The organism is Bacillus sp. cl96 (assembly GCF_900100505.1).
GTDB classification, from domain to species: Bacteria; Bacillota; Bacilli; order Bacillales; family Bacillaceae_G; genus Bacillus_A; species Bacillus_A cereus.
The window spans coordinates 103942-127385 of record NZ_FNDM01000013.1 but is presented as its reverse complement, the minus strand read 5'-3'; the positions used below and the strand labels follow the sequence as shown (position 1 = coordinate 127385).

Below are 23444 nucleotides of genomic sequence, written 5' to 3'. Positions count from 1 at the left end.
AAAGCCCCACCAATTAAAGTTTTACTTTATTTAAAAGAGATTCAATAACTGCAATCGCTTCTTTTGAACCACCACATTCTAAAAAGCTATCATTAAGTTTTCTTATACCATATTTATACTTTTCATTTGAAAGTACATCTGTTACGGCCTCTTTTAAAGTGTGTACATTAACATGTTCTTTCAATAATCTATGTGCCGCTTCAAGCTCAGTTAATCTTTGCGCTATCATTGGCTGATCTTTATCATGCGGTATTATTACAAATGGGACATTATAATGAATGGCATCGTGTACACTATTCATACCGCCATGTGTAATAAAAACATCTGCTTCATTTAATATTTCTGATTGAGGTACGTATGGAGCAATTATAAAATTATCTGGTGCTTCCTTAATTTTAGAAATATCATTTCTATCACCAATTGCCATTACAACTATCCCATCAAAATCTGAAAAAGTATCAATACAAGTATTAAAGAATGGTTCGAGTCCTTCAAGCAGTGTTCCCATTGAAATATAAATAACTTTCTTTTCTTTAAGTGATTCCAGTGGAAACTTTATATTTGTTTTACGCTTTGAAATACTCGGTCCAATAAAAATGTTATTTTCCCCGAACGATTGGCTATTAGGTTGGAAATAACGACTTGTGTATACGAGACAAACATCACCCTTATTATTCATAAATTGAAGATTATTCTTTGGTTTTACTCCAAATTTATGTTCCATCTGATTTAGTAATTTTTCAGAGATTTCCTCTGGTTGAAATGGCATATCTGCATTTGGATGAAAAGGTAATGTCTTCAAAAATTCTGGCGGAATTAAAAATATAGGTGAGGACACTACACCTGGAACTTGTAAATATTCCTTTACTAACTCTCCTGCGCCAAATATATCATAAATTACGAAATCAAAATTTATACTTTCATATAATTGTTTCGTAATTTCTAATATATATAAAGAAGTTTGAACATGCACATGAAAGAAAGCATTTAACCCAGATGAAGTTTCAGCATCAATAGAAATCTCTTTTAATAGATCCGGATGAGTATGTACAGTAGCTCCTAAATCTTCAATTCTATCCTTAAAGTTTGCCGTTGTAATATAATGTACGTTATCCCCTCGTTCAGTAAAGGCTTTTACTAAATTTAATGTAGGGTTTACATGCCCCTCTGCTGGAAAATTAACTACTAAAATATTTAGCACTTATTCCTCACTCCTTACATTTCACTGTTTTAATTAAGCATACTGTTATTTGTACAAGTAATCTCCCCCTAATAGTCCTAATATGCTTGCTACATTATATTGATAAATAATTTTCAGTCATCAACATAAAAAAAGCATCTACCTATGTAGATGCCTAACCGTGATAAGGAGTGTTCTGTGAGGTTAGAACAAGCTTTTCTGCTTGTCCTATGCTATCAATATATGATTGATTTTATAAAACGTGAATCGTTAATAGAATTATTTTATCCATTTTATATGATCAAATGGATAAAATACCATTTCTACTTTACCTATTATATTTGACTCATCAATAAGTCCAAGTGTATTCCTACTATCTTTACTATGATTACGATTATCACCTAACACAAATAATTTATGCGTAGGAACTTTTATTTCTCTAAAATTTGAAAAACGATTGGATACTTGTGACATATCTAAATGTATATACGACTCATCACGCTTTTTACCGTTAATAAATACCTCATCCTCTTTTAGTTGTATGTTATCCCCCGATAATCCAATAATTCGTTTCACATAGTAAGTAGGCGCGTCTTCTTTTTTTATAATGACAACATCTCCATGATGAAAAGACGATAAACAGACGTTTACCTTATTAACAAGTATATAATCTTTTTCATTCAAAGTAGGTTGCATCGAAATTCCTTCTACCATACAAAATAAAAAGGACTTATTAATAAAAATAACCCCTATTATAATGAATATGTAGCCACATATGTTCCTCCAATATTTTAGAATAAACAGCTTCATATATACCTCATTTCTAATCTATTCCCAGATAAAAACGCCTCTAGTTTACAGGAATGCTAGAGACGTTTCGTACATTTTAATTCTCTTTAGAAGCATCTGTTTTTGGCGCTTCACCAGTTAATCTCTTATTTTTCAAATCAAAATAAGCATCTAAAACTTCTTTTCCAATATCGGAGTTAATGCCCGATTTATCATTTTCAACCCATGGTACTACAACCGAAAATGCTACTTCTGGATCATCATATGGCGCATATCCAGCCAATGTTAAGTTATAACATTCTCTACGATCACCTTTCGCATTTCGCCCAATTTCATTTTCTCCACCATATACAGTTTGTGCGGTCCCTGTTTTACCAGCTGGTTTATATGGTGCTTTTTGGAATGCTCTTACTCCCGTTCCATCTCCCTCTTGAAATACTTTTCTAAATCCTTCTTTTACTTGATTAATATATTCTTGTTTCATATCGATTCTATTTAAAACAACGGGTTCTATTGATTGTACTACTTTACCAACCTCATCTTTTTGAACGGTTTGTTCTCTAATCTCTTGAACAATTTGTGGTTTCATTCGATACCCTCCATTTGCGATAGTCGAAATATATTGTGCAAGCTGAAGTGGTGTATACGTATCATATTGTCCAATAGAATAATCTAATAAGAAACCAGGCTGATTATCTTTTCTTCCAATTTGTCCTGCGGTTTCATTTGGTAAATCAATACCAGTTTGTACGCCTAGTCCAAATTGCCTGAAATAATACCTCATTTTATCAAAATATTCTTGTTTAATATCTAGTGAACTATTTTTCACATAACCCACGCCAGCAATTTTTAATGCTATATTAAACATATAAACGTTTGAAGAAACTTGTAACGCTCTTAGATCGTCTATATCACCAAAATTTTTCCAAGACTTCTTTTCCTTAGTTCCTTTAAATTTCATAGGTGCATCATAAAAATGTGTTCCAGGAGTTATTGCATTTGTTTCAAACCCTGTTAACACTGTCGCACCTTTAACCGTTGATCCAAGCTCATATGAACTTGTCAGCGTGCCTAAAGCATAATCTTCAACTTCCATTTTTCCGTCTTTTTCTACAAGCCTTTTCCCAGCCATTGATAATACTTGGCCATTTTTCGGATTCATCATCACTACGAAAGCACGGTCTAACATTGATTCTGATCCTTTATATTGTTTTAATATTTTTTCTATGCTCTCCTCTACTTTTTTTTGCAATTCCATATCTATTGTTAAAGTTAAATTTTTACCGCTTTTCCCTTCCGAAACCGTTTCCGTTCTAATAGTATTTCCTTGTTTATCAGCAATGCTTCTTACTTCTTTTTTTGTACCATGAAGTACATCTTCGTATTGCTGTTCGATATAACTTTTGCCGACCCTATCATTTCGGCTATAATCACGCACTAAATAATAATCTAATCGTTCACGTGGCAATCCTTCATCAGCATTTGAAACGTTACCAAGGACAGAACGGAATAATCCATCATTTACATAGATTCTCTCCCAATCAACTGATGCGTCTACTCCTGGAAGGTTCGCTAAATTTTCACTAATCACCGCATATTCCTGTTCACTAACGTCCTTTTTAATAATTTGAGGTGCCATTTGAAAACCTGAGGTCATTTTACTTTTAATAGCTAACACTTCTATATCTTTAGCCGTTAGTTCTTGAAGATTTTTATCTGTAACGCGTTTCCTTTTTAAATCTTCTATTTTTTTGTCTAGCTCTTTTCCGGTAATATCCTTATCTCGGAACTTATCTATTTCTGTTTTTGATACTAAGTCTTGAGTAAGTTCTGGATTTAATTGCATCCAAAAGTCTTTCTTATCAGTCTCAGTTAACTTATCTATATCTTCTTGTGGCATTTCAATAATATCTGCAAGTTGTCTTGCTGATTTTAATATTTCTTCTTGTTTTACACCTTTCACCTTTGTATATGTAATCGTACGTAAAGACTTATTATCAACTACTGGATTTCCTTCACGATCAAATATTTTCCCACGTGGTACAGAAAGGCCCACGGTTGCATTTTCTCTCTTCTCTACTTCATTTTTATATGTTTCTCCATCAAAAATTTGCACTTTCCCTAACTGAATAATAATGCCAGAAAATAATAAAAATACACAAAGGAATAAAATATTTAACCGGAGAGGTACTACTCTACCACTTTTCTTCTCTTGCTTTTTCACCTTGTCATAATCTCCTCCTTACAATATTTTAAATAATAATCACATTTCTATATTAAAAGTAATGTACAATTTCTATACATTGCTTTGTACAAATATTAATATAACGTTTAAAACTTAATAGAAATTAAAACAAAGGTAAAGAAAAGGTAAAGTTTACTAAATTAAATATAAAAAATACCCAATAACAAAAAGCTTAGTTTTCACTAATCGCTTTGTTATTGGGTATTAATTGATTTAAGAATTACTACTAGTGCGTATTGCTATACATTTGTCGTCACAATTAGAAAGAGATTGTTTACTTAGTACTTTCGGTAAGTAAATAGTTACTGTTGTCCCGACACCAACCTCGCTCATGATACTAATTGTCCCTTGATGACTTTCAATAATTTTATAACTTAACATTAATCCAATACCAGTCCCTTTTTCTTTCGTACTATAAAAAGGTTCACCTAATCTCTTAATTCTTTCTTCAGGTATTCCTATTCCTTCATCTATTACATGAATGATGACACCATCATCATTTATTTCTTTTATGTGAATTGAAATTTCCCCACCATTTGGCATAGCTTCGATTGAATTTTGCAAAATATTAATAAATACTTGTTTCAATTGATTTTCTGAGCATTCAATAATTATATCTTTGTCATCCGTAAATAGTTCAACTTGAATATTTTTCATAATTGCTTTTGTATTCATTAACGATACGACATTTTTAAAAATTCGATAAATATTTTTCTTTTCTGTATTTATCTCATCTGTTTTAGCGATTGATAGAAATTCTTGCAGGATTGCTTCTATCCTTTCAATTTCAGAAAGCATAAGATCAAAATATCTTTCTTGATCTTCTTTATTAATTTGAAATAACTGTATAAAACCTTTAATTACAGTTAAAGGATTTCTTACTTCATGAGCCACGCCAGCTGCTAATTGACCAATTGCTGCAAGCGTATCTGATTTATTTAGCAATTCTTCTGTTTTTTTTCGCTCTGTAATGTCGCGTACAATAATCATAATTTTATCATGTAATAATGGTAAGCACCTAGCCTCAAAGAAATCAATACTTCCATTAAGTGTGAGTGGATATTCTACAATTACATTCGTTCCTTTTTCCTTCACTTGATTAATGGCTTCCTGAAACTGCTGTGCTACTGACGTTGGTAATACTTCGTAAAACTTTTTTCCCATAAAAGCTTCTGCGGGTACGTAAAACTTTGTAGGAGATCCTGCCTTGTAATCTATAATTGTGCCATCATCTTCTGTTAAGAAACATAAATCTGGTAAAGCTTTAAAAATTAATTCCAGTTCAGATGTTTGTTGTTTTAACTGCTCTTCTATCGCTTTTAAATGTGTAATATCTACACCAACAGCCCAATAACTATATCCTGTTACAGGAAACTGTTCTGATATATTCGACCACATTATTGTTTTGATTTCACCATTTTTACATGTTAAGTGCATTTCCCAATCTCTGAAATTTTTTCCACAAGTTAAAAATTTCTTTTGTATTTGATGGCGATAATTATGATCAGGATACAATAATTGCAGTGCATTGGGATTTCCAATTATTTCTTCAGCGGTATAACCTGTTACAATTTCGCATTCTCGATTCCACAAAACAAAATCTCCATTATAATCAAGCGCATCGACCATAACAGGCATGTTTTGTAAAATCGTATGTAGTTCCTCTTCTTTCCGAGAAAGCAACGTTGTATTTTTACTTTGAAATACTTTTATTGCACCATCTAAAATTAAACTTGAGAGCATTTCAAAGTATTTTTGACAACTGAAAATTTCACTTTTTTTGGACCATACAACAAAAGATCCTAAATGTTGATTGTATAAGAAAATGGGGATTTCAATCTTTGGAAGTTTACTCTTTTTTATCTCATTCATTCCGAATGAAAAAACACACTCTTTTTCAGCATCAAGAAGTTGATGTGATATGTTAGTTAATTTATAAAATTGTTCTGCCATGGTTTCTATTGTACTCACATCAATAAGTTCCATTAGCCGCGAATTCATTCCTTTTTCACCTCAATATGTAAAATTAATACAAATCTAAAATTCATACTTCTCCATTATACGAAGAAAGCTAGTGTAGGTATATAGCTGTAGAATAATTATTCGAACAAATTTTATTTTTCAATTAAAACAAGAAAAGAATATATATACTGAATATACCTTTAATTAGTATATATTTCATTGATTCCTCACTTATTATCTAGATAACTTGAATTCCTTCTTACATTCACTGAATTTTTACTCGAAAGTCATACACGTTACTAATAGCGGTATAAACATGCAATAAGTATAAAGTTCATAAAATATTCACAATTTTTATGAAAAATATAAACATTTATTCCAATATATTCTATATAATAAAATGTAATAAGGCTTCTATGAATCTCATAGAATACCTTACCCCTAATAAAAAAGAAAAAAGAATCCAAATGGATTCTTTTTTCTTTTTTATTTACATTACATATTTATATAAAGCATGTGCCACACCATGTTCTTCATTTGATAACGTTTCGTATTTACACATTGCTTTTATTTCTTCTACTGCATTCCCCATTGCAATTGATATGTTCGCTTTTTCCATCATAGAAACATCGTTTAGGCCATCACCTATCGCTACAGTATTTTCAACCGGAATATTAAGATGTTCTGCTAAAGTATATAATCCATTCCCTTTTTGAGCATCTCGATGATTAATCTCTAAATTGTGCCAATATGAAGATGTAATTGCTAAATCTGTATTATGAAGAAATGTTTCTTTTAGTTTTTTTAATTTCTCAATATCATAAGAAAATGGTAATAGTTTATGCACATGTATATCTGTTTCTACAATTGGTTTACAACTTTCCGCACTATGAAACGCTGTATGCTCAAGATATAATGCTGCGATTGTTTCTAACTCTTTCAAGTCGAAATTTTCTTTTGAATTCTTCACATACTCAATTTCATTACGTACACTCTCTACTCCATAATCCGGTACATACACACCTTTATCAGTATAAAGCTGATAATATAAACCATTCTCTTCAAGATATTCTACAATTTCAAGTGCCTGCATATTTTGAATCGGATATCTCTTCATCATTTTTTTATCTTTATATATAAGAGCCCCATTTTCCGCAATGATTGGACACTCTAAATTAACTTCTAACAATAATCGCTCAATGTCAACAATAGAACGTCCTGTACAAATTGCTACAACATGGCCAGCTTCTTGACATGTTCGAATTGCTTCTGCATTTTCTTTACTTATCATTTTATTCCCCGAAAGAAGAGTTCCATCTAAATCAATTGCGATTAATTTCATTATTTCTTCACCACTTTCTATAAATACACGAGTTCTAATTAATTATTAGGTATCGTTTTCATACAATCCTCGTGAGGTACTTCTTATTTATAATTTATGAAAAGCGTTTCAGGTCAAGAAATAATTAAAAATAAAATCCAAAGCTTTTCTTTTTAAAAAAGCTTTGGATTTTAAACTATGAATTATAACTAATGTATTTTGTCTCACACATGTACACATTTTTTTCTTCAGTTGGGATATATACTTTAAACTTTTCTAGCCGTTTTCCATAGACATGAATCGTAATAACGCTTTCATTTTTACTAATTTCAAGAATATGACAATCCGCTGGTGGAATTACTTTATCTGTTTCTCCTTCTCCCAAATAAAGATTTCCTGTATGTGTTAAATAAACAAGTGAATTTCCAAGTTGTTTCGTTTGTATAAAGTTCTTCACCATAATCCTTCCTGAAAAAACGCCTTCTACTCCCCATGTGCCGTCATGGTCATGTAAAGGTGTAGATTGTCCATCTTTCCATACGAGAGCTAGTACTTCAAAACGTTTGAGCGGATCTTCATACAATAAATGTCGTGCATATTGAGTCAAATTGGCCTTCTGTTTATCTAACGGAAGCCATGTTTTCTTTTCTAAAAGTTCTTCTAGTAACTTTTCAATGCCACACACTATTTCTTCTTCAAATAAACCGTTTTCCATAAGATTTGTAACACCTTTAATAAACTTTTGAAATGATTTACTTCCATTACAAGTCAACATAAGAATCCTCCTCTACGTTTTATACAATTCCATATTAAGGTAATTGCCGAAAACTCACAATTGAGAAACAAAAAAACAAGATGCAAATGTATGCACCTTGTTAAGATTTTTATTTGGCTTTCAATCGAATAGGTAAGTATTTTAATGTTTGTTCATTTTCCAATATACATTTTTCTAAACAGAAAGATGGAGATAGCTCTATTTTTTCAAAAGCATTTATAAAGGTAGTTAATGCAATCTCAGCTTCTAAACGTGCAAGTGGTGCTCCTAAGCAAAAGTGAGGACCTTTCCCAAAGGTTAAATGCTTTTCATTTCCTGTTCGATGTACATTAAATTGAGAGGCTTGTGAAAATTTTTTCTCATCTAAATTCGCTGCACTAACCCACGCAACAATCATCTGATTCTTTTTCATGAAAGGACCAAATATATTTGTATCCTCTGTAATCCTCCGGGCCAATGTAACAGGAAAGCGATAGCGTAATACTTCCTCAATCGCTTTTAAAATTAAGTTAGGTTCTTTTCTTAACTCTTCATAAATTCCAGGTGAATCTACTAAAAAGCAATAAAAGCTATTAATAATTAAATTTGTAGTGGTTTCATTCCCAGCCGCTAGTAAACCTAATGAAAAGGTTACAATTTCTTCATCGGTTAATCTTTCGCCTTCATATTCAGCTCGAATTAAATCAGAAATGATATCATCGGTTAAATGATATCTCTTTTCCTGAACAATCGGTAGAAGGTATGCTTTGAATTCATGTAATGCTATCCCTTTCTCGGCATCCAGATCATTAAACTTTTCTTTACTATACGGCATAAATAAAATATCAGACCATTCTTTCATTTTTTTACGATCTGTTGTTGGGACTCCTAATAAATCGGAAATAACGGTAACAGGTAAAGGTGCAGCAAACTGTTCAACGATATTAACTTCACTACATTTTTCGATATGTTGTACAAGTTCATCTGCGATAGCCTGTATTCGAGGTTTCCACTGTTCTAAACTTCTTGGAGTAAATGCCTTAGAAACAATGGAACGTACATTGCGATGTTCTGGTGGATCTGTAGAGTTTATATTTATTCTAGTTTCTAAAGGAGGGATTGAGAATTGTCTGCGCTCCCTTCTACTTGAAAATAAGCGATAATCTGATAAAACACGATTTACATCATCATATAAAAAAACATTCCATACATCCTGCTCTTCATCATAATGAACTGGGTGATTATCCCTCATCAAACGATACCATTCATATGGATTCCATAATTCTTCTTTTGTTTTCAGCTTTGAAATTTCATGAACTAAAATAACATTTTCAGGTGAAGCCATAGTTCTTTCCTCCCTTTTCTTTTACAATAAAAGTGATAGGTCGGCAGTCCAAAGTTGTATAAACTATCATATGTTATTTTAACATATACCAAAGGGGATTTTTCATTAGAGAACTTGAGAAATATATAAGGGGGATTTTTATGTACGTTGACATTTTACTACTAGCAGAATTAACGACAGGACCAAAACATGGATATGAAATTAAAAAAAATGTTCAAAATCGTTTAGGTGAAAATTTCGAATTAAATCACAACATGCTTTATCCTGCCCTTCGGCGATTTGAAAATATGGGTGCTATAACGAAAAAAATACATAAACAAGTCGGAAAACCAAACCGAAATATGTACGATATAACAGAAACAGGAGAAGAAATTTTTTCTGAAATGTTACGAGAGTTTCCCGAAAAACTTGCGACAAACAATACAGAATTTCTTGTTCGTATTGCGCTATTTGAAAAACTTGACTATGAGGATAGAAAAGAGATTTTGACTGTACGTCAAAACGTACTATATAATCAGCTTACTGCTATTCAGTCTCTAGATGTTACCTCATCTTTTATTACTGAAGTCATTGAATTTAGTAAATCACGAATTGAACATGAATTGAGTTGGATTACATCACTTATGAAAAAAATATGAAAAAATAACAAGAAAAGTTAAAAACAATGAATGAAAATGATATTTATTATCAATACTATAATTAATAAAAGGGCAACCACGATTTGGCTACCCTTCAAACATTTACACTTCTGGATCGAAAGTTTTGCAATCTGTTTCTTCCGTTGTAGATGCATGTTTACCTTTATGACTTACTACGTAAATTGCCTCTGCACTACATTTATTACCGTTCGCCCAAAATTTACAGTTATTTACTTCACATAAAACGTCTTGTGCCATAGTATCACACCTCCTTGTTCTATTATCATTAACAAAATTCGGAGGTATGATACTCTTTGTCATGCATTTTTTATTCCCTTTTTAGCTTTCTTAATGGTTCAATATCTCCTCGTACAATCACATCTATATTTTCAGTTATTTTTTCAATGTCAAAATGCCACCATTGAATTTGTAATAATTCTTCTATTATTTCATTTGAAAATCTCTCTTTTATTTTATTTGCTGGATTTCCACCAACAATTGTATATGGTGCGACGTCTCTAGTCACAACAGATTTAGCTGCAATGATTGCACCATCTCCTATTTTTATTCCGGGCATAATGGTTGTGTCCATACCACTCCAAACGTCATTTCCTATAACTGTATCGCCTTTGTAAGGTAAATCAGACAAACTAGGTGTATACTTCTCCCACCCATTTCCAAAGATATTAAATGGATATGCCGAAAATCCATCCATCCGATGATTCGCTCCGTTCATAATAAAGTTAACTCCAGATGCAATACAACAAAACTTTCCAATAGTAAGGCGATCCCCAAGAAATTCATAATGATGTAATACTCGATTTTCAAATGTTTCTCCATCTTTCGCATCATAATAAGAATAGTCACCAACAAGTATATTAGGTTTTGTTATTGTATTTTTTATAAATTGAACGTTTTGATTTCCTTCAATAGGGTATTTAATATTTGGATTAGGATTCATTTTGTACAGCACTTCCTTTACCACTTATTTCACTTTCTACCGCTATTACTGGCTTTAAATTGTATATAGGTAAAATAAACAATAATCCAATTATAAAAAGTAAAGCCGTCCCTTCATACATCATACTTAATGAAAACATCTCTTTTAATGAGCCAGCTATACTCATCGTTACTACCATTGAACCGGTAAATAGCGGACTTAAAATACCATTTACACGACCTATAAAATCGGTATCGCTATTTTGAATAATAAGCGTATTAATACCAATTTGGATACAAGGAAGAGCTAAGCCACTAAAAAGCTGAGCTGTAAGTGTCACCCATAAATTTGTAGAATATCCTATAATGCCAATACCAATTGCTTGACCAAGCATACCGATAATTAACATCTTTTGCGGAGCAACGTTTTTCGCAAATACCATTGCTAATGCTCCGCCAACAATCATTCCCGCACCATTTACTGTTAGTAGCCACTGTAAACTCTCTTTTGATAATCCTAGCTGCTCAGTCACAATAAATATACCTAATGGTTGAATTAATCCTATACCTAGTCCTGCAGCCATAAAGCAAAGCCCTAGCAAAGTTAATGCTTTTTTCTTTTTGACATACTTAATACCATCCTTCATCTCCTGCAGCAGAGTGATATCTTTCTTTTCTACGTCGTTTTCAAGATCTTTCGGAAGAAATAACAATACAACTGCCGCAAGTAAAAACGAGATTCCTGTTATGATGATTGAAATATAAATTCCAAAACTATGAAAGATAAATGTCCCTAGAATTGGTCCTAATACCATAAATATTGCAAATATCGTTTGATATATAGACATCGCTAATTGAATTTGTTCCGTTGATAAATGTTGTTTAAACAACTTCATTCCAGATGGTTGTGAAAACTGTGAAAGGATTGCAGAGATGAGTGTCACAAAAAACACAATTTTCCACGTTCCAAACATAAGCGTAATTAATACAGCGAATACTGAAATGGAACTTAACGTTTCACACCATATCATTGTCTTCTTTGGCTTCCACCTATCAGCAAAGGTACCGCCAATAAATGAAAAAATAAAAATTGGAGCGAATTCAGCAACTGAAATCATAGAAATAGCAAAAGCATCACCTTTTGTCATTTCCATTACATATAGTAATACCGCAAAGTTTCGAACCCATATTCCTATTTGTAAAAATAATGCTGATGCTAAAATCCCTTGTACAAACCGATTTTTTAATACTTGTGATACCCCATTGTTTTGTTTCGTTACTACATTTGTCGACATAAAAAAGCCTCCTATTTCATGTTCTGAACAGGAGGCAGCACAAATCATATAAAAAGACTATATATTCGCAGAGCGAAATACATCCCTTTTCTATAAATGTACAGACTAACCCTATTCAGAAGAATATTTCGTTTTTTAACGAAGATCTCTTACAAATAGAATTAGTTGATCATTGGGATGTCTTCACCCTTCCGTTTCGAATTTAAATAACACATACATACTCTATGTAAATCATTTTCGATGTATGCATGTCTCCTTTTAACTATTCTAGAAAGTTAAAGGTAATTCCTCTAAAGAACGCATTAAATAGTTACCTTGCCATTTAATTTCTTCACGATTCCCTTTTATTTGTAGTTCAGGCATTCGATTAAACAAAGTAGTAATAGCAATCTTTGCTTCTAACCTCGCAAGTGGAGCTCCTAAGCAGAAATGACTACCATGACCAAAGGCAATGTGACGGTTGTTCTCCCGTGTAATATCAAATATTTCTGGATTTTCAAATACTGTTTCATCACGGTTCGCTGAAGCCAATGCAATAATAACCATATCTCCTTTCTGTATTGTTTGATGGTGAATTTGAAAAGGTTCCGCTGCCCATCTTGCAGTTGTAACCTCAACTGGAGAATAATAACGCAATCCTTCCTCAATAGCCGAATCAATTAGTTTGGGATTATCTTTTAATAACTGTAATTGATTTGGATTTTCAAGAAGTGCTAATACCGTATTTGTAATTAAATTCACTGTCGTCTCATGTCCTGCGACAATTAATAGCATTATCATTGAATATAGTTCCCGAGCGCTAAGTTTATGCCCTTCACTCTCTGCAAGTATTAAAGCACTCACCAAGTCTTCTTTTGGCTCTTTTCTTTTAATATCAACTAAATATTGAAGATATGTAATAAACTCAGATAGTTGTTTTTCGGTCTCTTTTATTTCTTCAGGTGTTTCTGGTGATGCAATAACAGCATGAGACCAAATTCTAAATTTCGCTTGATCTTCTTTTGGAATACCGAGCATTTCACTTATTACAATGATCGGTAAAGGGAATGAATAATCATCCACAAGATTTAATGTACCTTTTCGCTCTATATTACTTATCAAATCATCTGCTATTCTCTGAATTCTTCCGTCTAATTGTGCAATCATCTTCGGTGTAAAAGCTTTTTGAACTAAAGATCGTAAACGACTGTGGTTAGGTGGATCTGAATTTAGCATATGTGTTGTTAAGTGGTCACTATTATCAACGGAAAGATACATGTTCTTTGTATCTTGAGAAAATACATTTGTCCAATCTTTTTTTAAACGATTATCTTTTAAAAGTGGCAGAGCATCTTCATATCTAGTAATGAGCCATTCTTTACCGATTTCAACTTGGTTTACAAATAATATAGGTTGTTTTTTTCGCGATTCTTTATAAATTTCATACGCATCTTCTTTAAATTGAGCTGAAGCTAAATTAATGCCATCCTCTATGCTTAACCCAACTTTGTTTTTCATTGACATTGTATTCCCTCACTCTCATTTGTTTTTGAAAACCAACCAACATATGCATTATACTCTAATAAAAACGTGAAAATTGTAAATTTTTAATCAAAATCTTACTTCGTATATTGAAAAATAAAAAAGTGAGAAAGTAAAATCGTTTCACTCTCCCACTTCTCTTTATGCGAAGCACATAAAATTACTAATTTGTTGATAGCGATAACTTACTTTACGACGACGACCACCCTGCCAAGTGTAACCTGATACTCCGTTTCTTCTCACTTCAGTCGGAAAGAACCATAAATCTCTTCCAAAAGGCCCAGGTCGATGTAAACGTAAATAGCCCCATCTTCCTAAACAGTTACACATCCATGATTTCATATTGCCTGGTTGTGCCGGAGAAGCAAATGTAGACGGTAACGATGGCGCTTGTGACGGTGGTGGTGACGTTGGAGCATCCTCCGCATCATCTGGTCTGTAATCTTCTTGTTCAATATCTCTCACTTCATTTGTAGGTTCATACCCGTAGTTTTGTGGATTATAATACATCGCTTGATCATATGGATAATTTTGTTGGTTATACATATTAACAAATCACCTTCTTTTCATTCATTACCTTTATCATTCATATGTGATATGCCCTCTCTAGGAAGCTTATGTATAGCCCAAATTCAACTTAAAAAGCTCGTATTATTAAAAATACGAGCCTTTCAAAAATAGAATGTGTTTATTATTTCCTTAACTTCACACTATAAAAACGCATTTCATCTAACGAACCTTCAAATTCAAATACTTCTTGTTTAATTAATTGTTTCAAGCGATATTCTAAGAATGTATCTCCAACCAATTGTTCAACAAGACCAAGTGCTTCACCAATTACTCTAGGAGCTTTGAGGAACTCTCGATCAGCACCCACACTTTTCGCGCATTCAATTATAAATTGATCAAAATAATCTTCTTGTACAAAATGCACTTCATTTTCTTTCCACACTCTTAAACATTCTATGCTTTCCGAGAATCTATCCCACTCATGTTCAAACTTCATTCGCTTCTCTTCAGTTAAATAAGGTAACTTTATAAAACTTTTTTGGAATAGAGCTAAACTTTCAGGTGGTAATTCTCCCGTTCCACGAATATCATACTCTTGTTTTAATATTTCTCTACTTGCTTCAGACGTATTAATAACTCGAATGTTTTTCTTATCCTTTAATTGTGCTATTACAAAACTTAGGCCTACATGTTCATGTGCATTATCAGCCTTCCAAATTGTAATAGGTGTTTCAACAGGAATAGTATGTAGTTCTTCTATAGTTGCTATAAATCTTGATAAATATTCTTCTTCAAAATAACTATCATAAGCAGTTAAGTTATTTATTAACCACTCCTGTCTTGCTAGTTGCCCCTCATTCGTATGCAACCTATATATCGGTCCAATTGAAAAAAATTCCGAAAAAGCAACAACACTCTCTTCAAATAATTCTTCTTGACTTGACATATATTTTAAGCAACCAGCCGTTGAATCATCAAAAGCAATATGTACGTGCGTACTTTCTTTTACATTCCTTTTATAAGTAGGATTACTTGTTAATTGTTTCGGAATATCCATCAAATTTTTAATTGTATCTTCACTATAGTTTTCTTCTAATAAGTTTAACTGTATGAGAATACTTTGAAGTAAATCTTTAGCCTCATCTTCGTACATATCCTCTACAGCATTTTTAATTTTATCTATCACACAAATCCCTCTATTCATTTCAAAAATAACGTAGATTATAGTGTATCATTTTAGTATAGTTCTTTAAAGTCAAATCCAGATTACTACAGCAATCTGGATTTTCAACAAAAGCTCTCCTTATATTTTTGAATTGCTAAATATTTTTACTTTGAAAATCCTTGTATCTAAATGTATAATTATATAAAAACAAAAATATAGGAGCTATATTTATGGATAAAGTACTTACAAATTATAAACATTACTTAAAAAATTGGAGATTTATATTTATTTGCATACTACCTGCTATTGCCTTATTCGTTACTTTCGATGTCATCTTTGAACTACTGTTTCATCAAAATTTCTACTTATCTAACTTAATTTCTGCTATCATATTATTTTTAATATTTATTAACGTTAAAGATAAATTTAAAATTAAAGGCTAAAAAACACTATTTCAAAATAGCCCTTTATTATTGCATCCTACTATAAAATAAGGCTCATAGTAGATTTTCATAAAAAATAAGAGCACCCTGCAATTAGCTGCTCTTATGTGATTAGAGGTTTTTTCTGAGTATTAAGTAGGACACGAAGATCTTGTCCTACTACATAATATATGCTTGTACTTATTATTTCGTGCATGTATTAAGCACCATGTTCAGGTACTTAATATATGCACAGTCATTGCTAAAAAATCTACTCAAAATTTCACTGCACAATTTCATATTTATAAATTAAAAAACATCCTCAATGGATGTTTTTTATCTAAAGATTTTAAGCTTCCATAAACTTAGCCGGTACACCAATTTTTTCAACTACAGAAGATATATTAGTAGGATTAATCATTACATTTTCAATACATACTAATTTATTTTCTAATATCCCATTCTCTGTAGTAATAAGTTCTTCAAACCGATCTAAAGTCATTGAGAATTTATGTTCACTTCCACCATTCATACTAACTTTTACATACTTCATAGTGTCACCGCCTTTCATAATAATTTACATTTCGACAAGAAGGCGCTTACATCCTTTTTATTTACTCTTAGATTTCTCACGTTTATATATTTTTTGAGAAAAGAAACTACTATTATTCACTCACAAAATTATTGCTAATAAGAAAGATAAAGATAAAAATGCACAAAGTGGAATATATAAACCGGTATCCATTCTTGCAAAGTGCGTATCTTTTTGTCGTTTAAAGATACCAAAATAGTTAAATTCACCAATTACTCTAATAGAAAAGACGATCATACAAATCCAGGAACCGACTTGAATAATAACATTAGGAACTGCAAAATGAACAATATTTGCTTGTTGCAACAAAATTATTGCTGCCATACTTAATAATAATGCAATGACCAATGTCATTCCGGCACGAGGTGTAAACGCCTTTTCCCCTGCTTTAGTTGGAATAACACTATTTGTCCCCCAATTACCTCCGAAAGCCCAATATACATGTAAAAAACTAACTAAGAATAATATACAAGCAGATATATATGTAATGATAAGCATTTTATCCTCCCCTTATTTCATTTTGGTTCCCACCTATAAAATATGCTGTTCCCCCCCACATTAGCAACCTTCATTTAATTACATAAAAAACCCCGTAATGATTTATCAATATTAAGATAAGTCATTACGGGGTTATTAAACCTCATTATGCATTATACCTATTTCTTCGGCGTTCCATCCTTGTTTGACCTTGAACTGCATTTTCTTTGTATGGATCTATTTGCTCTGTCATTTCATATGTTGCAACTGGTTCTTCGTACTTATACTCATGGATCTTTTCTGGCATTTTACTTTTAGATTCTTTCCCACCAAACTTAAATAGTTTCATCTTTAATTTCGGCAATCTTGGAAGTCGAATCTTAATTGATAATCTTTTGCGTTTCTTTTTTGGTCCAAGTAGATTTATATTTTCTTGATTATCTTTCTCTTTGCGGTGAATGAACATCGCAAGTAATCCTCCTAATACAAGTCCTCCAATTAATAGTAATATATATACATAATGGCTTGTCATTAAACTCGTTATGCGTTCAAGTATGACTAACGACTGTACTTCTTTTATATCCCATAGTAAAGCGGCCCATAATGAGAATAAGCCCAAAGTAAGTCCATATGTACGAAAACGGAATAAACATGGAATTAACGCGACACATGCAGCAATTTTCGCATTTGCTATGATTGAGCTTGTTGCAATATCTTGATGCCAAATAACTAACAGTAGTGTTATAAATGGCGCATACGCTATCCAACTGCATATACGTGAATACATCTTTTTAGCAAAATAACTACCGAAACTAGTAAAAAATAAAAGCCCTCCAATATATATAGATTGTTCTAGAGGGATTTGCTTTGTAAGTCCTGCAATTGGAAAGAGGCCGCTCAATAGCATTAAGAGCACATCTAATTTCTTCACAATTCCCCATTCCTTTCAAATTTTTTCAATTAATAAAAATCGTTTTTCCATATGAAATAGTTTTTGTATTTCTAAAAAACATATTAATCCTGTCTGCACATAAAGTAAATATGTAAACGAAAAGATACTTGACAAAGGATATCCTTATTTACATAAAAAAATGACAAATCCTGATCGATATAACGAGCAGGATTTGTTTACTAGTATTTAAAGTAGAATAATTGAATCTTTCTTTTCTACTTTTACTACATCTACATCCAATTCATCATCAAATTCTTTAAACTCTCTTGCATCTATGTCAGTAATATAACTCTTTATTACTTTTTCCATATGCATGGAATATGTAATGTGTACATTCTTTTTCGAAAGCATACTAGAATTACAGCACATGTAATGTATCATTTTAGCGATATAATCCCTTTCTACAGGTTTTACACCCAATGGTAAAATTTCAAGTATATATCGCTGAAAAATCCCACTACAATTAAGTGAATATTCACCAGTGCTATAATACATCCCTTTTTGATCTGTATATAAGCCAATGCTATCTAGAGCATCATCAGATTCTATTACACCGTAACTTGGTACATCAAAACCTGTATTTATTCTAATAATATTTAAATTTGGAACCTTTAACACCTCTGGAACAATATCAGGTAAAATATCTGTATTAATTTCTTTATTTTGTAACTCTTTTATCCAATACCTTCTCAAATTTGCATCTACAATGAAATAAACTTGTTCATTTTGTTCTTTTGCATATTGTACAATTTCCATTAATGTTTCGGAAACATATTGTTTAAAAAGAGCTCCCATATCATTTCTCTTTGATGGTTGTGGTAAAAATGCATTATGTTTATTTATATTTAATAATACGTAATCAATCGTTTGCCATTCTGTATTCCCATATAATTTATATAAAATTTCTTTTCCTTTTATTTTTGAAAGAATAGGTAAGAAATCAAATTTCGATATTCGTTCAATTGATAAATTAACATATATACAAGGTAAATTTATCTTATTCCAACTACGCTTCAAAAATCCTTTTTGCTCTAATAAACTAAAAACACTATTTACAATTGTTTTACGAGATACACTTTGGCCTATAAATAAATTAATAAATGTTGAAATACGGTTTGCTCGTGCAAATCCCTCTCTAATGATTTGTTTTGGATCAATTTTTTCTCGTCCATCACAATTTTTCAATGCGATTAATGCTAATGTCGCATCACTGCGCTCGCCCGCGGTAGCATAGACAGCTTTCGTAACATCATCTACAAGATTTGTTTTATATTTTTGGCAATATTGCATTTTATATGGATTTTGTAACACCTTTTCAATATTGTATCTCACAATCTTTAATAACACTGGAAAATCTGTATTCAATACATAAGAATTTTCACCAACTTTAGTCAAAACAATTTGACTCTCAAGTAATGTTTGTTCTATTTCCAGCACTATATCTTCAGACCAAACTTCTAATGTTAATGTCTCTAATCCTTTTGGTGCAAATAAAGGAAATAATTCATTTTTGTTATTTGTAGCTACCTTTTTACATTCTGGAAGTATTGTGAAATAAGAGAATTTACGCTGAAATTCTTTAAATAAATACTCTCTTTCCTTTACTGTTATACCCGGTTCTATTTTAGTACCTTGAACTTTATAAATTCTCTCATTGTATGGAAATAACACCCTTTTATTTTCTCCTACAATATAATCTTTCGGATATTGGAGAATATGGTCTAAATCCACCTCTCCCCCTATTTGAAAATCATCTTTTAAATTTCTAAATATCTTAATCCATTTCATGCCGGTTGTAGCTTGTTGTATTTTTAGTTTTACAAACCGTATTTTTTTATTATTTGACGCAAACTCTGAGGTAGAAATCAATATCATGCCTCGTTTCCGTCTTAAAAGTAAAGGAATATCTGGGTGATTATATTCTTGATAAAATCTCCGAATCCCTATTGAAATATTTAATAATGGAGCGTTCTCACCACCGCGGGTTATGCATTCGAATCGATATACATAGGAGAAAAAATCTTGTGTTTTTTCATCTTTTATCGGCCCTGACATCGCCTCACAAATATTTTGTGATCTAAGAGGGGAAAAATAGATTTCTTCTTCATTTGTATTTTTTAAATATATAGGACGCTCACAAAAAATATGTGAGATTAAAGCGGGCACCCACTTAGAATACGTTTCATTATCATGTAGTACTGGCAAATTAGAAATCAAATCGGATTGCCATTCATATTTTGGTGGTTCTACTAATCTATTTGGTTTCCAATCATGAATAATCTCATACCAACTTTGAAAAATATAATCGAGCTGCTCTTGTCTAATAGGTTCTTTCGATACAATCCATGGTGTATTTTCATTTAATACGTATGGGTTATGCTGAATAAACAATATATCCGAAAACATATCATACAATCTTTCATTCAAACGTTTCAACTTACTCGTTAATAAAAATGTCTTATAATGTATCTCTACGATGTCCAGCCATTCAATAGGAAAGTATATAAATGATACCTTTTCATTTAAAAGGGGTTCTACTATATTTTCAAATGTTAGCAGCCTTAATTTTTTCATAAAATGATTCCTTCCTTTCTTCAGTTGTCTTGATTATCAAAAAGCTAGAACAATAGTTACTTAATCTAATCCATTTAAACCAAGTATTTAAAAGAAACGTAAAAACTGTTTATCTACATAAATTATTATCAAACCGACTCTTTTAAAAATTCAAAGTAATTATCATGTATAACACCTCTATTATATTTGAATTTCAATACATTCGAATTATACATTATACTTAATGCATTGTACTTATCATTTACAATATCTTTACAAAAAAACCAAAAAAGAACACCTTAATTCGGTGCCCTTTTTACAAATATCAACCTTTATGTAATTGAACATATAGATAACAGTAACCCCCCAAATGAAATTGCTCCTAGTAAACCTACTACAACTCCTGTTAAACAAATACAATCAGCAAGACAAATAGAAGACTGCGATAATGGAACAAATGACCTACTTGTACTCGAACCATATTGTTTTATTTTCTCATAATTCACATCTAACATTAGATGTAAACATGTTACACCATCCTCAATAGTATGTAGAGGTTCTTTTTCTAATTGCTCCAATAATTTACTATCAAAAGCAACTGCTAGAGGGTACTGCTTATCCGATTTCATATTTTGATAAATTAGTTGCAAACGAGATAATATATTATTTTTCTTCTTTTCAGATGTTACTGTACATTTCATTTTATTAAATTCATTTAATAACAGTGTCAATTCATCTCTTTTTCCGTATAAATCTTTAGCTATTTTTCTCTTTAGTTTATACGAATGGATAATAGATTTTAGTTCAATCATATTCATACACTTCCTAATTACATAGTATTTACCCGATTATTTTATAGATAAACAGTACTTTTTAATCTTATTTAAATTACACTCAAGCATCTTCATTTACTATCGATTAACATTACATTAACCTTACAAAGTTGTAATAAATTCGTTAGCTAGAAGGAAGCAATGCCCAAACTAGACAGATATTTAATGACAAAACCATAAGAAAAAAACAATGATTAGATTTTAAATCTAGTCATTGCTTTATCCATCACATCTTGATTACATCTATATATCTTATTGTTACTCTTTCACTTGAATGATTGAATATATCCATTAATAATGGCTATATTCTTTGTCGGCACGTACATATAACTAATGTTTTTTTATTGATAAAGTGAAACTTTAATCAGCTCTCACCAATCGGGCTTTTATGGGCAGTCCGCCACCTAACTTCTCTTTGCTCTCGCTGAATTTTTGGGGGGATGTTACTGCCCGCAACTAGCAAGATAGATGTTATCAATATTCATACGTTACAATAGTACCAGTAGTATCAGTAAAACCATCAAAACAGTTAGAGCAACCACCACAGCCGCCACAACCGCCACAGCCTCCGCAACTAAAACAACCGAAGCAACCAATACAACGGAAGCCACCACAACGGAAGCCGCCACAACGACCTCCACCACAACCGCCACAACGACCACAACCGCCACAGCGACGAGCAGCATCTTCAATATAGTAATATGGATATTGGTTTTGCTGGTCCCAATAGACAATATTTCCAGACCGGTAATCATTAAGGCTTAACGCTTGTAGTTCTTGTTGAAACTGATTCATTTTCATAACCTCCGTTTATAAAATACAACCTCATCGATACTTCCCTATATTCCTGTTCGTTACATCTAAGTAGAAATAGCGCTATAAACTAAGTTCAATACGTACACCAACAAAGTATGACTTATCACTAGATGATGCACCTTGTTCATATACCTATTTTTACTATGGGCTCATTTTTATAAAGTGAAACTTTAATCAGTGGGGTTTTGTTCATCCCCTACCTAACTTCTTTGCTTCCGCTGAATTTTGAGGTGGGGGGCTTACTGCCCGGCAAATAGCGGGGTAAATAAAAATTAAAAAATATGAATTCTAGCGTCATATCTTCATACTTACTAAGTTCAATTAATTTCTCAATAATTATGATGCCATGTCCTATATATTTCCGTCTGCTGCTTAGATTTTTCTGTACTGTAAATGGCTTTCGCTATAACACCTCCAAGTGACCGGTTTCTATGACGGATATGAAATTCCAACAAAAAAAGCCCTAATTAGGGCTTTTCATTCTATTTCTCCAGCAAAACTCTCTATGAAATTGCTAATTGAAAAAAGACACACTTAGATTGATGCGTCTTTTTGTGATGCCTCTTTTGTGAAATCATATAAAGCAATTGCGCCTAAAAGAACAAGTATACCTTGAGGAACATCTAGCAAAATAGTTTTCCAAATTTCTGGAATTACCCATTTGATATCTGCTGCTGTTTCAAGATATGTTTGGAAATAGCTGATTGTAAAATTAATGATTCCTAAAAATACAAACAACGATAAACCAAATCGAATTAATTTCTTATTTGTAAACATATAACACCTCTCAAAATTCATTGGATATTCCTGCTTTTGCTTCTTTATATTTTCATATCTTTATATCTAATTTTAACACATAAAGAACTCAAAAAAATACGATATGCATATTTGCATATCGTATTAACAACACTCCATGATAATATAGAAATTCCTGCAAAGAAAAAACAACTCCGTTACAGCTAACAGCTCGGGTTTCTTTTCTTATTTAACTTCATACCACCAACATTTACGTTCTTTGATTGTAAAATAAATGTGACAGAAGTTTATCCAGTTAATGCGTAGACAAGTAAATGAGCTAAATTATCGATATTCTATTTCGCCATTTCCGTAGCACTAATGACTTTACGCAAATTTG

General features: G+C 31.8%; 22 protein-coding genes and 1 pseudogene. 2 read left to right on the top strand and 21 right to left on the bottom strand.

The features are described 5' to 3' along the window. Nucleotides 1-13: 13 nt before the first annotated feature. From BLT20_RS24005 to BLT20_RS23970, 7 genes are all read right to left on the bottom strand, one after another. Complete coding sequence (locus tag BLT20_RS24005) at nt 14-1201, bottom strand: macrolide family glycosyltransferase (RefSeq protein ID WP_000932159.1); 1188 nt, start codon at nt 1199-1201, stop codon at nt 14-16. 258 nt (nt 1202-1459) lie between these two features. Further along, nucleotides 1460-1990: a signal peptidase I gene (gene lepB / locus BLT20_RS24000; RefSeq protein WP_000765190.1), complete on the bottom strand. Its 531-nt coding sequence runs from the start codon at nt 1988-1990 to the stop codon at nt 1460-1462. Nucleotides 1991-2066: 76 nt separating this feature from the next. Beyond that, nucleotides 2067-4193 (bottom strand): peptidoglycan D,D-transpeptidase FtsI family protein, encoded by a 2127-nt coding sequence (locus tag BLT20_RS23995; protein WP_000743781.1) that lies wholly within the window; start codon nt 4191-4193, stop codon nt 2067-2069. 234 nt (nt 4194-4427) lie between these two features. Then, nucleotides 4428-6215: an ATP-binding protein gene (locus tag BLT20_RS23990; RefSeq protein ID WP_001088552.1), complete on the bottom strand. Its 1788-nt coding sequence runs from the start codon at nt 6213-6215 to the stop codon at nt 4428-4430. A 451-nt stretch (nt 6216-6666) separates the two neighbouring features. Next, nucleotides 6667-7518, bottom strand: coding sequence for a Cof-type HAD-IIB family hydrolase (locus tag BLT20_RS23980; protein ID WP_000766393.1), 852 nt, complete (start codon nt 7516-7518; stop codon nt 6667-6669). Nucleotides 7519-7693: 175 nt separating this feature from the next. Next, a complete protein-coding gene (locus BLT20_RS23975) occupies nt 7694-8272 on the bottom strand; it encodes a cysteine dioxygenase family protein (RefSeq protein ID WP_000954442.1) in 579 nt (192 codons plus the stop codon). Nucleotides 8273-8381: 109 nt separating this feature from the next. After that, complete coding sequence (locus BLT20_RS23970) at nt 8382-9596, bottom strand: cytochrome P450 (RefSeq protein ID WP_000168020.1); 1215 nt, start codon at nt 9594-9596, stop codon at nt 8382-8384. A 140-nt stretch (nt 9597-9736) separates the two neighbouring features. Between BLT20_RS23970 and BLT20_RS23965 the strand changes: the two genes are divergently transcribed. Next, the gene (locus BLT20_RS23965; RefSeq protein WP_000289127.1) at nt 9737-10234 is read left to right on the top strand and encodes a PadR family transcriptional regulator; all 498 of its coding nucleotides are present in this window, start codon (nt 9737-9739) and stop codon (nt 10232-10234) included. Nucleotides 10235-10336: 102 nt separating this feature from the next. Here BLT20_RS23965 and BLT20_RS23960 read toward each other — a convergent pair whose 3' ends face one another. The 6 genes from BLT20_RS23960 to BLT20_RS23930 form a co-directional block, all read right to left on the bottom strand. Further along, a complete protein-coding gene (locus BLT20_RS23960) occupies nt 10337-10492 on the bottom strand; it encodes a DUF1540 domain-containing protein (protein WP_000046095.1) in 156 nt (51 codons plus the stop codon). 70 nt (nt 10493-10562) lie between these two features. Continuing rightward, nucleotides 10563-11195, bottom strand: a complete 633-nt coding sequence (locus BLT20_RS23955; protein ID WP_001069205.1) for a Vat family streptogramin A O-acetyltransferase — start codon at nt 11193-11195, stop codon at nt 10563-10565. Beyond that, nucleotides 11185-12468 carry an MFS transporter gene (locus BLT20_RS23950; RefSeq protein WP_000106396.1) on the bottom strand — a complete coding sequence of 428 codons (1284 nt, stop codon included), beginning with the start codon at nt 12466-12468 and terminating at the stop codon, nt 11185-11187. The genes BLT20_RS23955 and BLT20_RS23950 overlap by 11 nt, the downstream gene beginning before the upstream one ends. A gap of 267 nt (nt 12469-12735) precedes the next feature. Beyond that, on the bottom strand, nt 12736-13971 hold the full coding sequence (locus BLT20_RS23940; RefSeq protein ID WP_000062133.1) for a cytochrome P450 family protein: 1236 nt from the start codon (nt 13969-13971) through the stop codon (nt 12736-12738). Between the two features lie 159 nt (nt 13972-14130). Beyond that, nucleotides 14131-14535 carry a hypothetical protein gene (locus BLT20_RS23935; RefSeq protein WP_000282687.1) on the bottom strand — a complete coding sequence of 135 codons (405 nt, stop codon included), beginning with the start codon at nt 14533-14535 and terminating at the stop codon, nt 14131-14133. Between the two features lie 145 nt (nt 14536-14680). Continuing rightward, a complete protein-coding gene (locus BLT20_RS23930; protein ID WP_000565691.1) occupies nt 14681-15685 on the bottom strand; it encodes a DUF1835 domain-containing protein in 1005 nt (334 codons plus the stop codon). A 209-nt stretch (nt 15686-15894) separates the two neighbouring features. Here BLT20_RS23930 and BLT20_RS23925 point away from each other — a divergent pair, with 209 nt between their 5' ends. Next, entirely contained in the window at nt 15895-16107 is a 213-nt protein-coding gene (locus tag BLT20_RS23925; RefSeq protein ID WP_000362067.1) for a hypothetical protein, read from the top strand. 328 nt (nt 16108-16435) lie between these two features. On the opposite strand, the gene BLT20_RS23920 is transcribed toward BLT20_RS23925, so the two are convergent. The 8 genes and pseudogenes from BLT20_RS23920 to BLT20_RS23890 form a co-directional block, all read right to left on the bottom strand. Then, entirely contained in the window at nt 16436-16639 is a 204-nt protein-coding gene (locus BLT20_RS23920) for a hypothetical protein (protein WP_000878369.1), read from the bottom strand. 120 nt (nt 16640-16759) lie between these two features. Continuing rightward, complete coding sequence (locus BLT20_RS23915) at nt 16760-17176, bottom strand: DUF3995 domain-containing protein (protein ID WP_000905568.1); 417 nt, start codon at nt 17174-17176, stop codon at nt 16760-16762. Between the two features lie 145 nt (nt 17177-17321). Further along, the gene (locus BLT20_RS23910) at nt 17322-18086 is read right to left on the bottom strand and encodes a DUF3959 family protein (protein WP_000732180.1); all 765 of its coding nucleotides are present in this window, start codon (nt 18084-18086) and stop codon (nt 17322-17324) included. A gap of 207 nt (nt 18087-18293) precedes the next feature. Next, nucleotides 18294-20681 (bottom strand): RNaseH domain-containing protein, encoded by a 2388-nt coding sequence (locus BLT20_RS23905; protein WP_000736209.1) that lies wholly within the window; start codon nt 20679-20681, stop codon nt 18294-18296. A 311-nt stretch (nt 20682-20992) separates the two neighbouring features. Beyond that, nucleotides 20993-21478 (bottom strand): hypothetical protein, encoded by a 486-nt coding sequence (locus BLT20_RS23900; protein ID WP_002025857.1) that lies wholly within the window; start codon nt 21476-21478, stop codon nt 20993-20995. A 209-nt stretch (nt 21479-21687) separates the two neighbouring features. Next, nucleotides 21688-21822, bottom strand: a pseudogene (locus tag BLT20_RS30825) (site-specific integrase); the annotation flags it as partial. 145 nt (nt 21823-21967) lie between these two features. Next, a complete protein-coding gene (locus BLT20_RS23895; RefSeq protein WP_001071367.1) occupies nt 21968-22288 on the bottom strand; it encodes a heterocycloanthracin/sonorensin family bacteriocin in 321 nt (106 codons plus the stop codon). A gap of 555 nt (nt 22289-22843) precedes the next feature. Then, nucleotides 22844-23107, bottom strand: coding sequence for a DUF3937 domain-containing protein (locus tag BLT20_RS23890; protein ID WP_002082716.1), 264 nt, complete (start codon nt 23105-23107; stop codon nt 22844-22846). Between the last annotated feature and the right edge of the window lie 337 nt (nt 23108-23444).

What these genes read in the sequence shown, in the direction of transcription:
- lepB (WP_000765190.1), bottom strand. Translation starts at nt 1,990, where the DNA reads ATGAAGCTGTTTATTCTAAAATATTGGAGGAACATATGTGGCTACATA.
- BLT20_RS23990 (WP_001088552.1), bottom strand. Translation starts at nt 6,215, where the DNA reads ATGAATTCGCGGCTAATGGAACTTATTGATGTGAGTACAATAGAAACC.
- BLT20_RS23980 (WP_000766393.1), bottom strand. Translation starts at nt 7,518, where the DNA reads ATGAAATTAATCGCAATTGATTTAGATGGAACTCTTCTTTCGGGGAAT.
- BLT20_RS23975 (WP_000954442.1), bottom strand. Translation starts at nt 8,272, where the DNA reads ATGTTGACTTGTAATGGAAGTAAATCATTTCAAAAGTTTATTAAAGGT.
- BLT20_RS23970 (WP_000168020.1), bottom strand. Translation starts at nt 9,596, where the DNA reads ATGGCTTCACCTGAAAATGTTATTTTAGTTCATGAAATTTCAAAGCTG.
- BLT20_RS23965 (WP_000289127.1), top strand. Translation starts at nt 9,737, where the DNA reads ATGTACGTTGACATTTTACTACTAGCAGAATTAACGACAGGACCAAAA.
- BLT20_RS23960 (WP_000046095.1), bottom strand. Translation starts at nt 10,492, where the DNA reads ATGGCACAAGACGTTTTATGTGAAGTAAATAACTGTAAATTTTGGGCG.
- BLT20_RS23955 (WP_001069205.1), bottom strand. Translation starts at nt 11,195, where the DNA reads ATGAATCCTAATCCAAATATTAAATACCCTATTGAAGGAAATCAAAAC.
- BLT20_RS23950 (WP_000106396.1), bottom strand. Translation starts at nt 12,468, where the DNA reads ATGTCGACAAATGTAGTAACGAAACAAAACAATGGGGTATCACAAGTA.
- BLT20_RS23940 (WP_000062133.1), bottom strand. Translation starts at nt 13,971, where the DNA reads ATGTCAATGAAAAACAAAGTTGGGTTAAGCATAGAGGATGGCATTAAT.
- BLT20_RS23935 (WP_000282687.1), bottom strand. Translation starts at nt 14,535, where the DNA reads ATGTATAACCAACAAAATTATCCATATGATCAAGCGATGTATTATAAT.
- BLT20_RS23925 (WP_000362067.1), top strand. Translation starts at nt 15,895, where the DNA reads ATGGATAAAGTACTTACAAATTATAAACATTACTTAAAAAATTGGAGA.
- BLT20_RS23920 (WP_000878369.1), bottom strand. Translation starts at nt 16,639, where the DNA reads ATGAAGTATGTAAAAGTTAGTATGAATGGTGGAAGTGAACATAAATTC.
- BLT20_RS23915 (WP_000905568.1), bottom strand. Translation starts at nt 17,176, where the DNA reads ATGCTTATCATTACATATATATCTGCTTGTATATTATTCTTAGTTAGT.
- BLT20_RS23905 (WP_000736209.1), bottom strand. Translation starts at nt 20,681, where the DNA reads ATGAAAAAATTAAGGCTGCTAACATTTGAAAATATAGTAGAACCCCTT.
- BLT20_RS23900 (WP_002025857.1), bottom strand. Translation starts at nt 21,478, where the DNA reads ATGAATATGATTGAACTAAAATCTATTATCCATTCGTATAAACTAAAG.
- BLT20_RS23895 (WP_001071367.1), bottom strand. Translation starts at nt 22,288, where the DNA reads ATGAATCAGTTTCAACAAGAACTACAAGCGTTAAGCCTTAATGATTAC.
- BLT20_RS23890 (WP_002082716.1), bottom strand. Translation starts at nt 23,107, where the DNA reads ATGAATTTTGAGAGGTGTTATATGTTTACAAATAAGAAATTAATTCGA.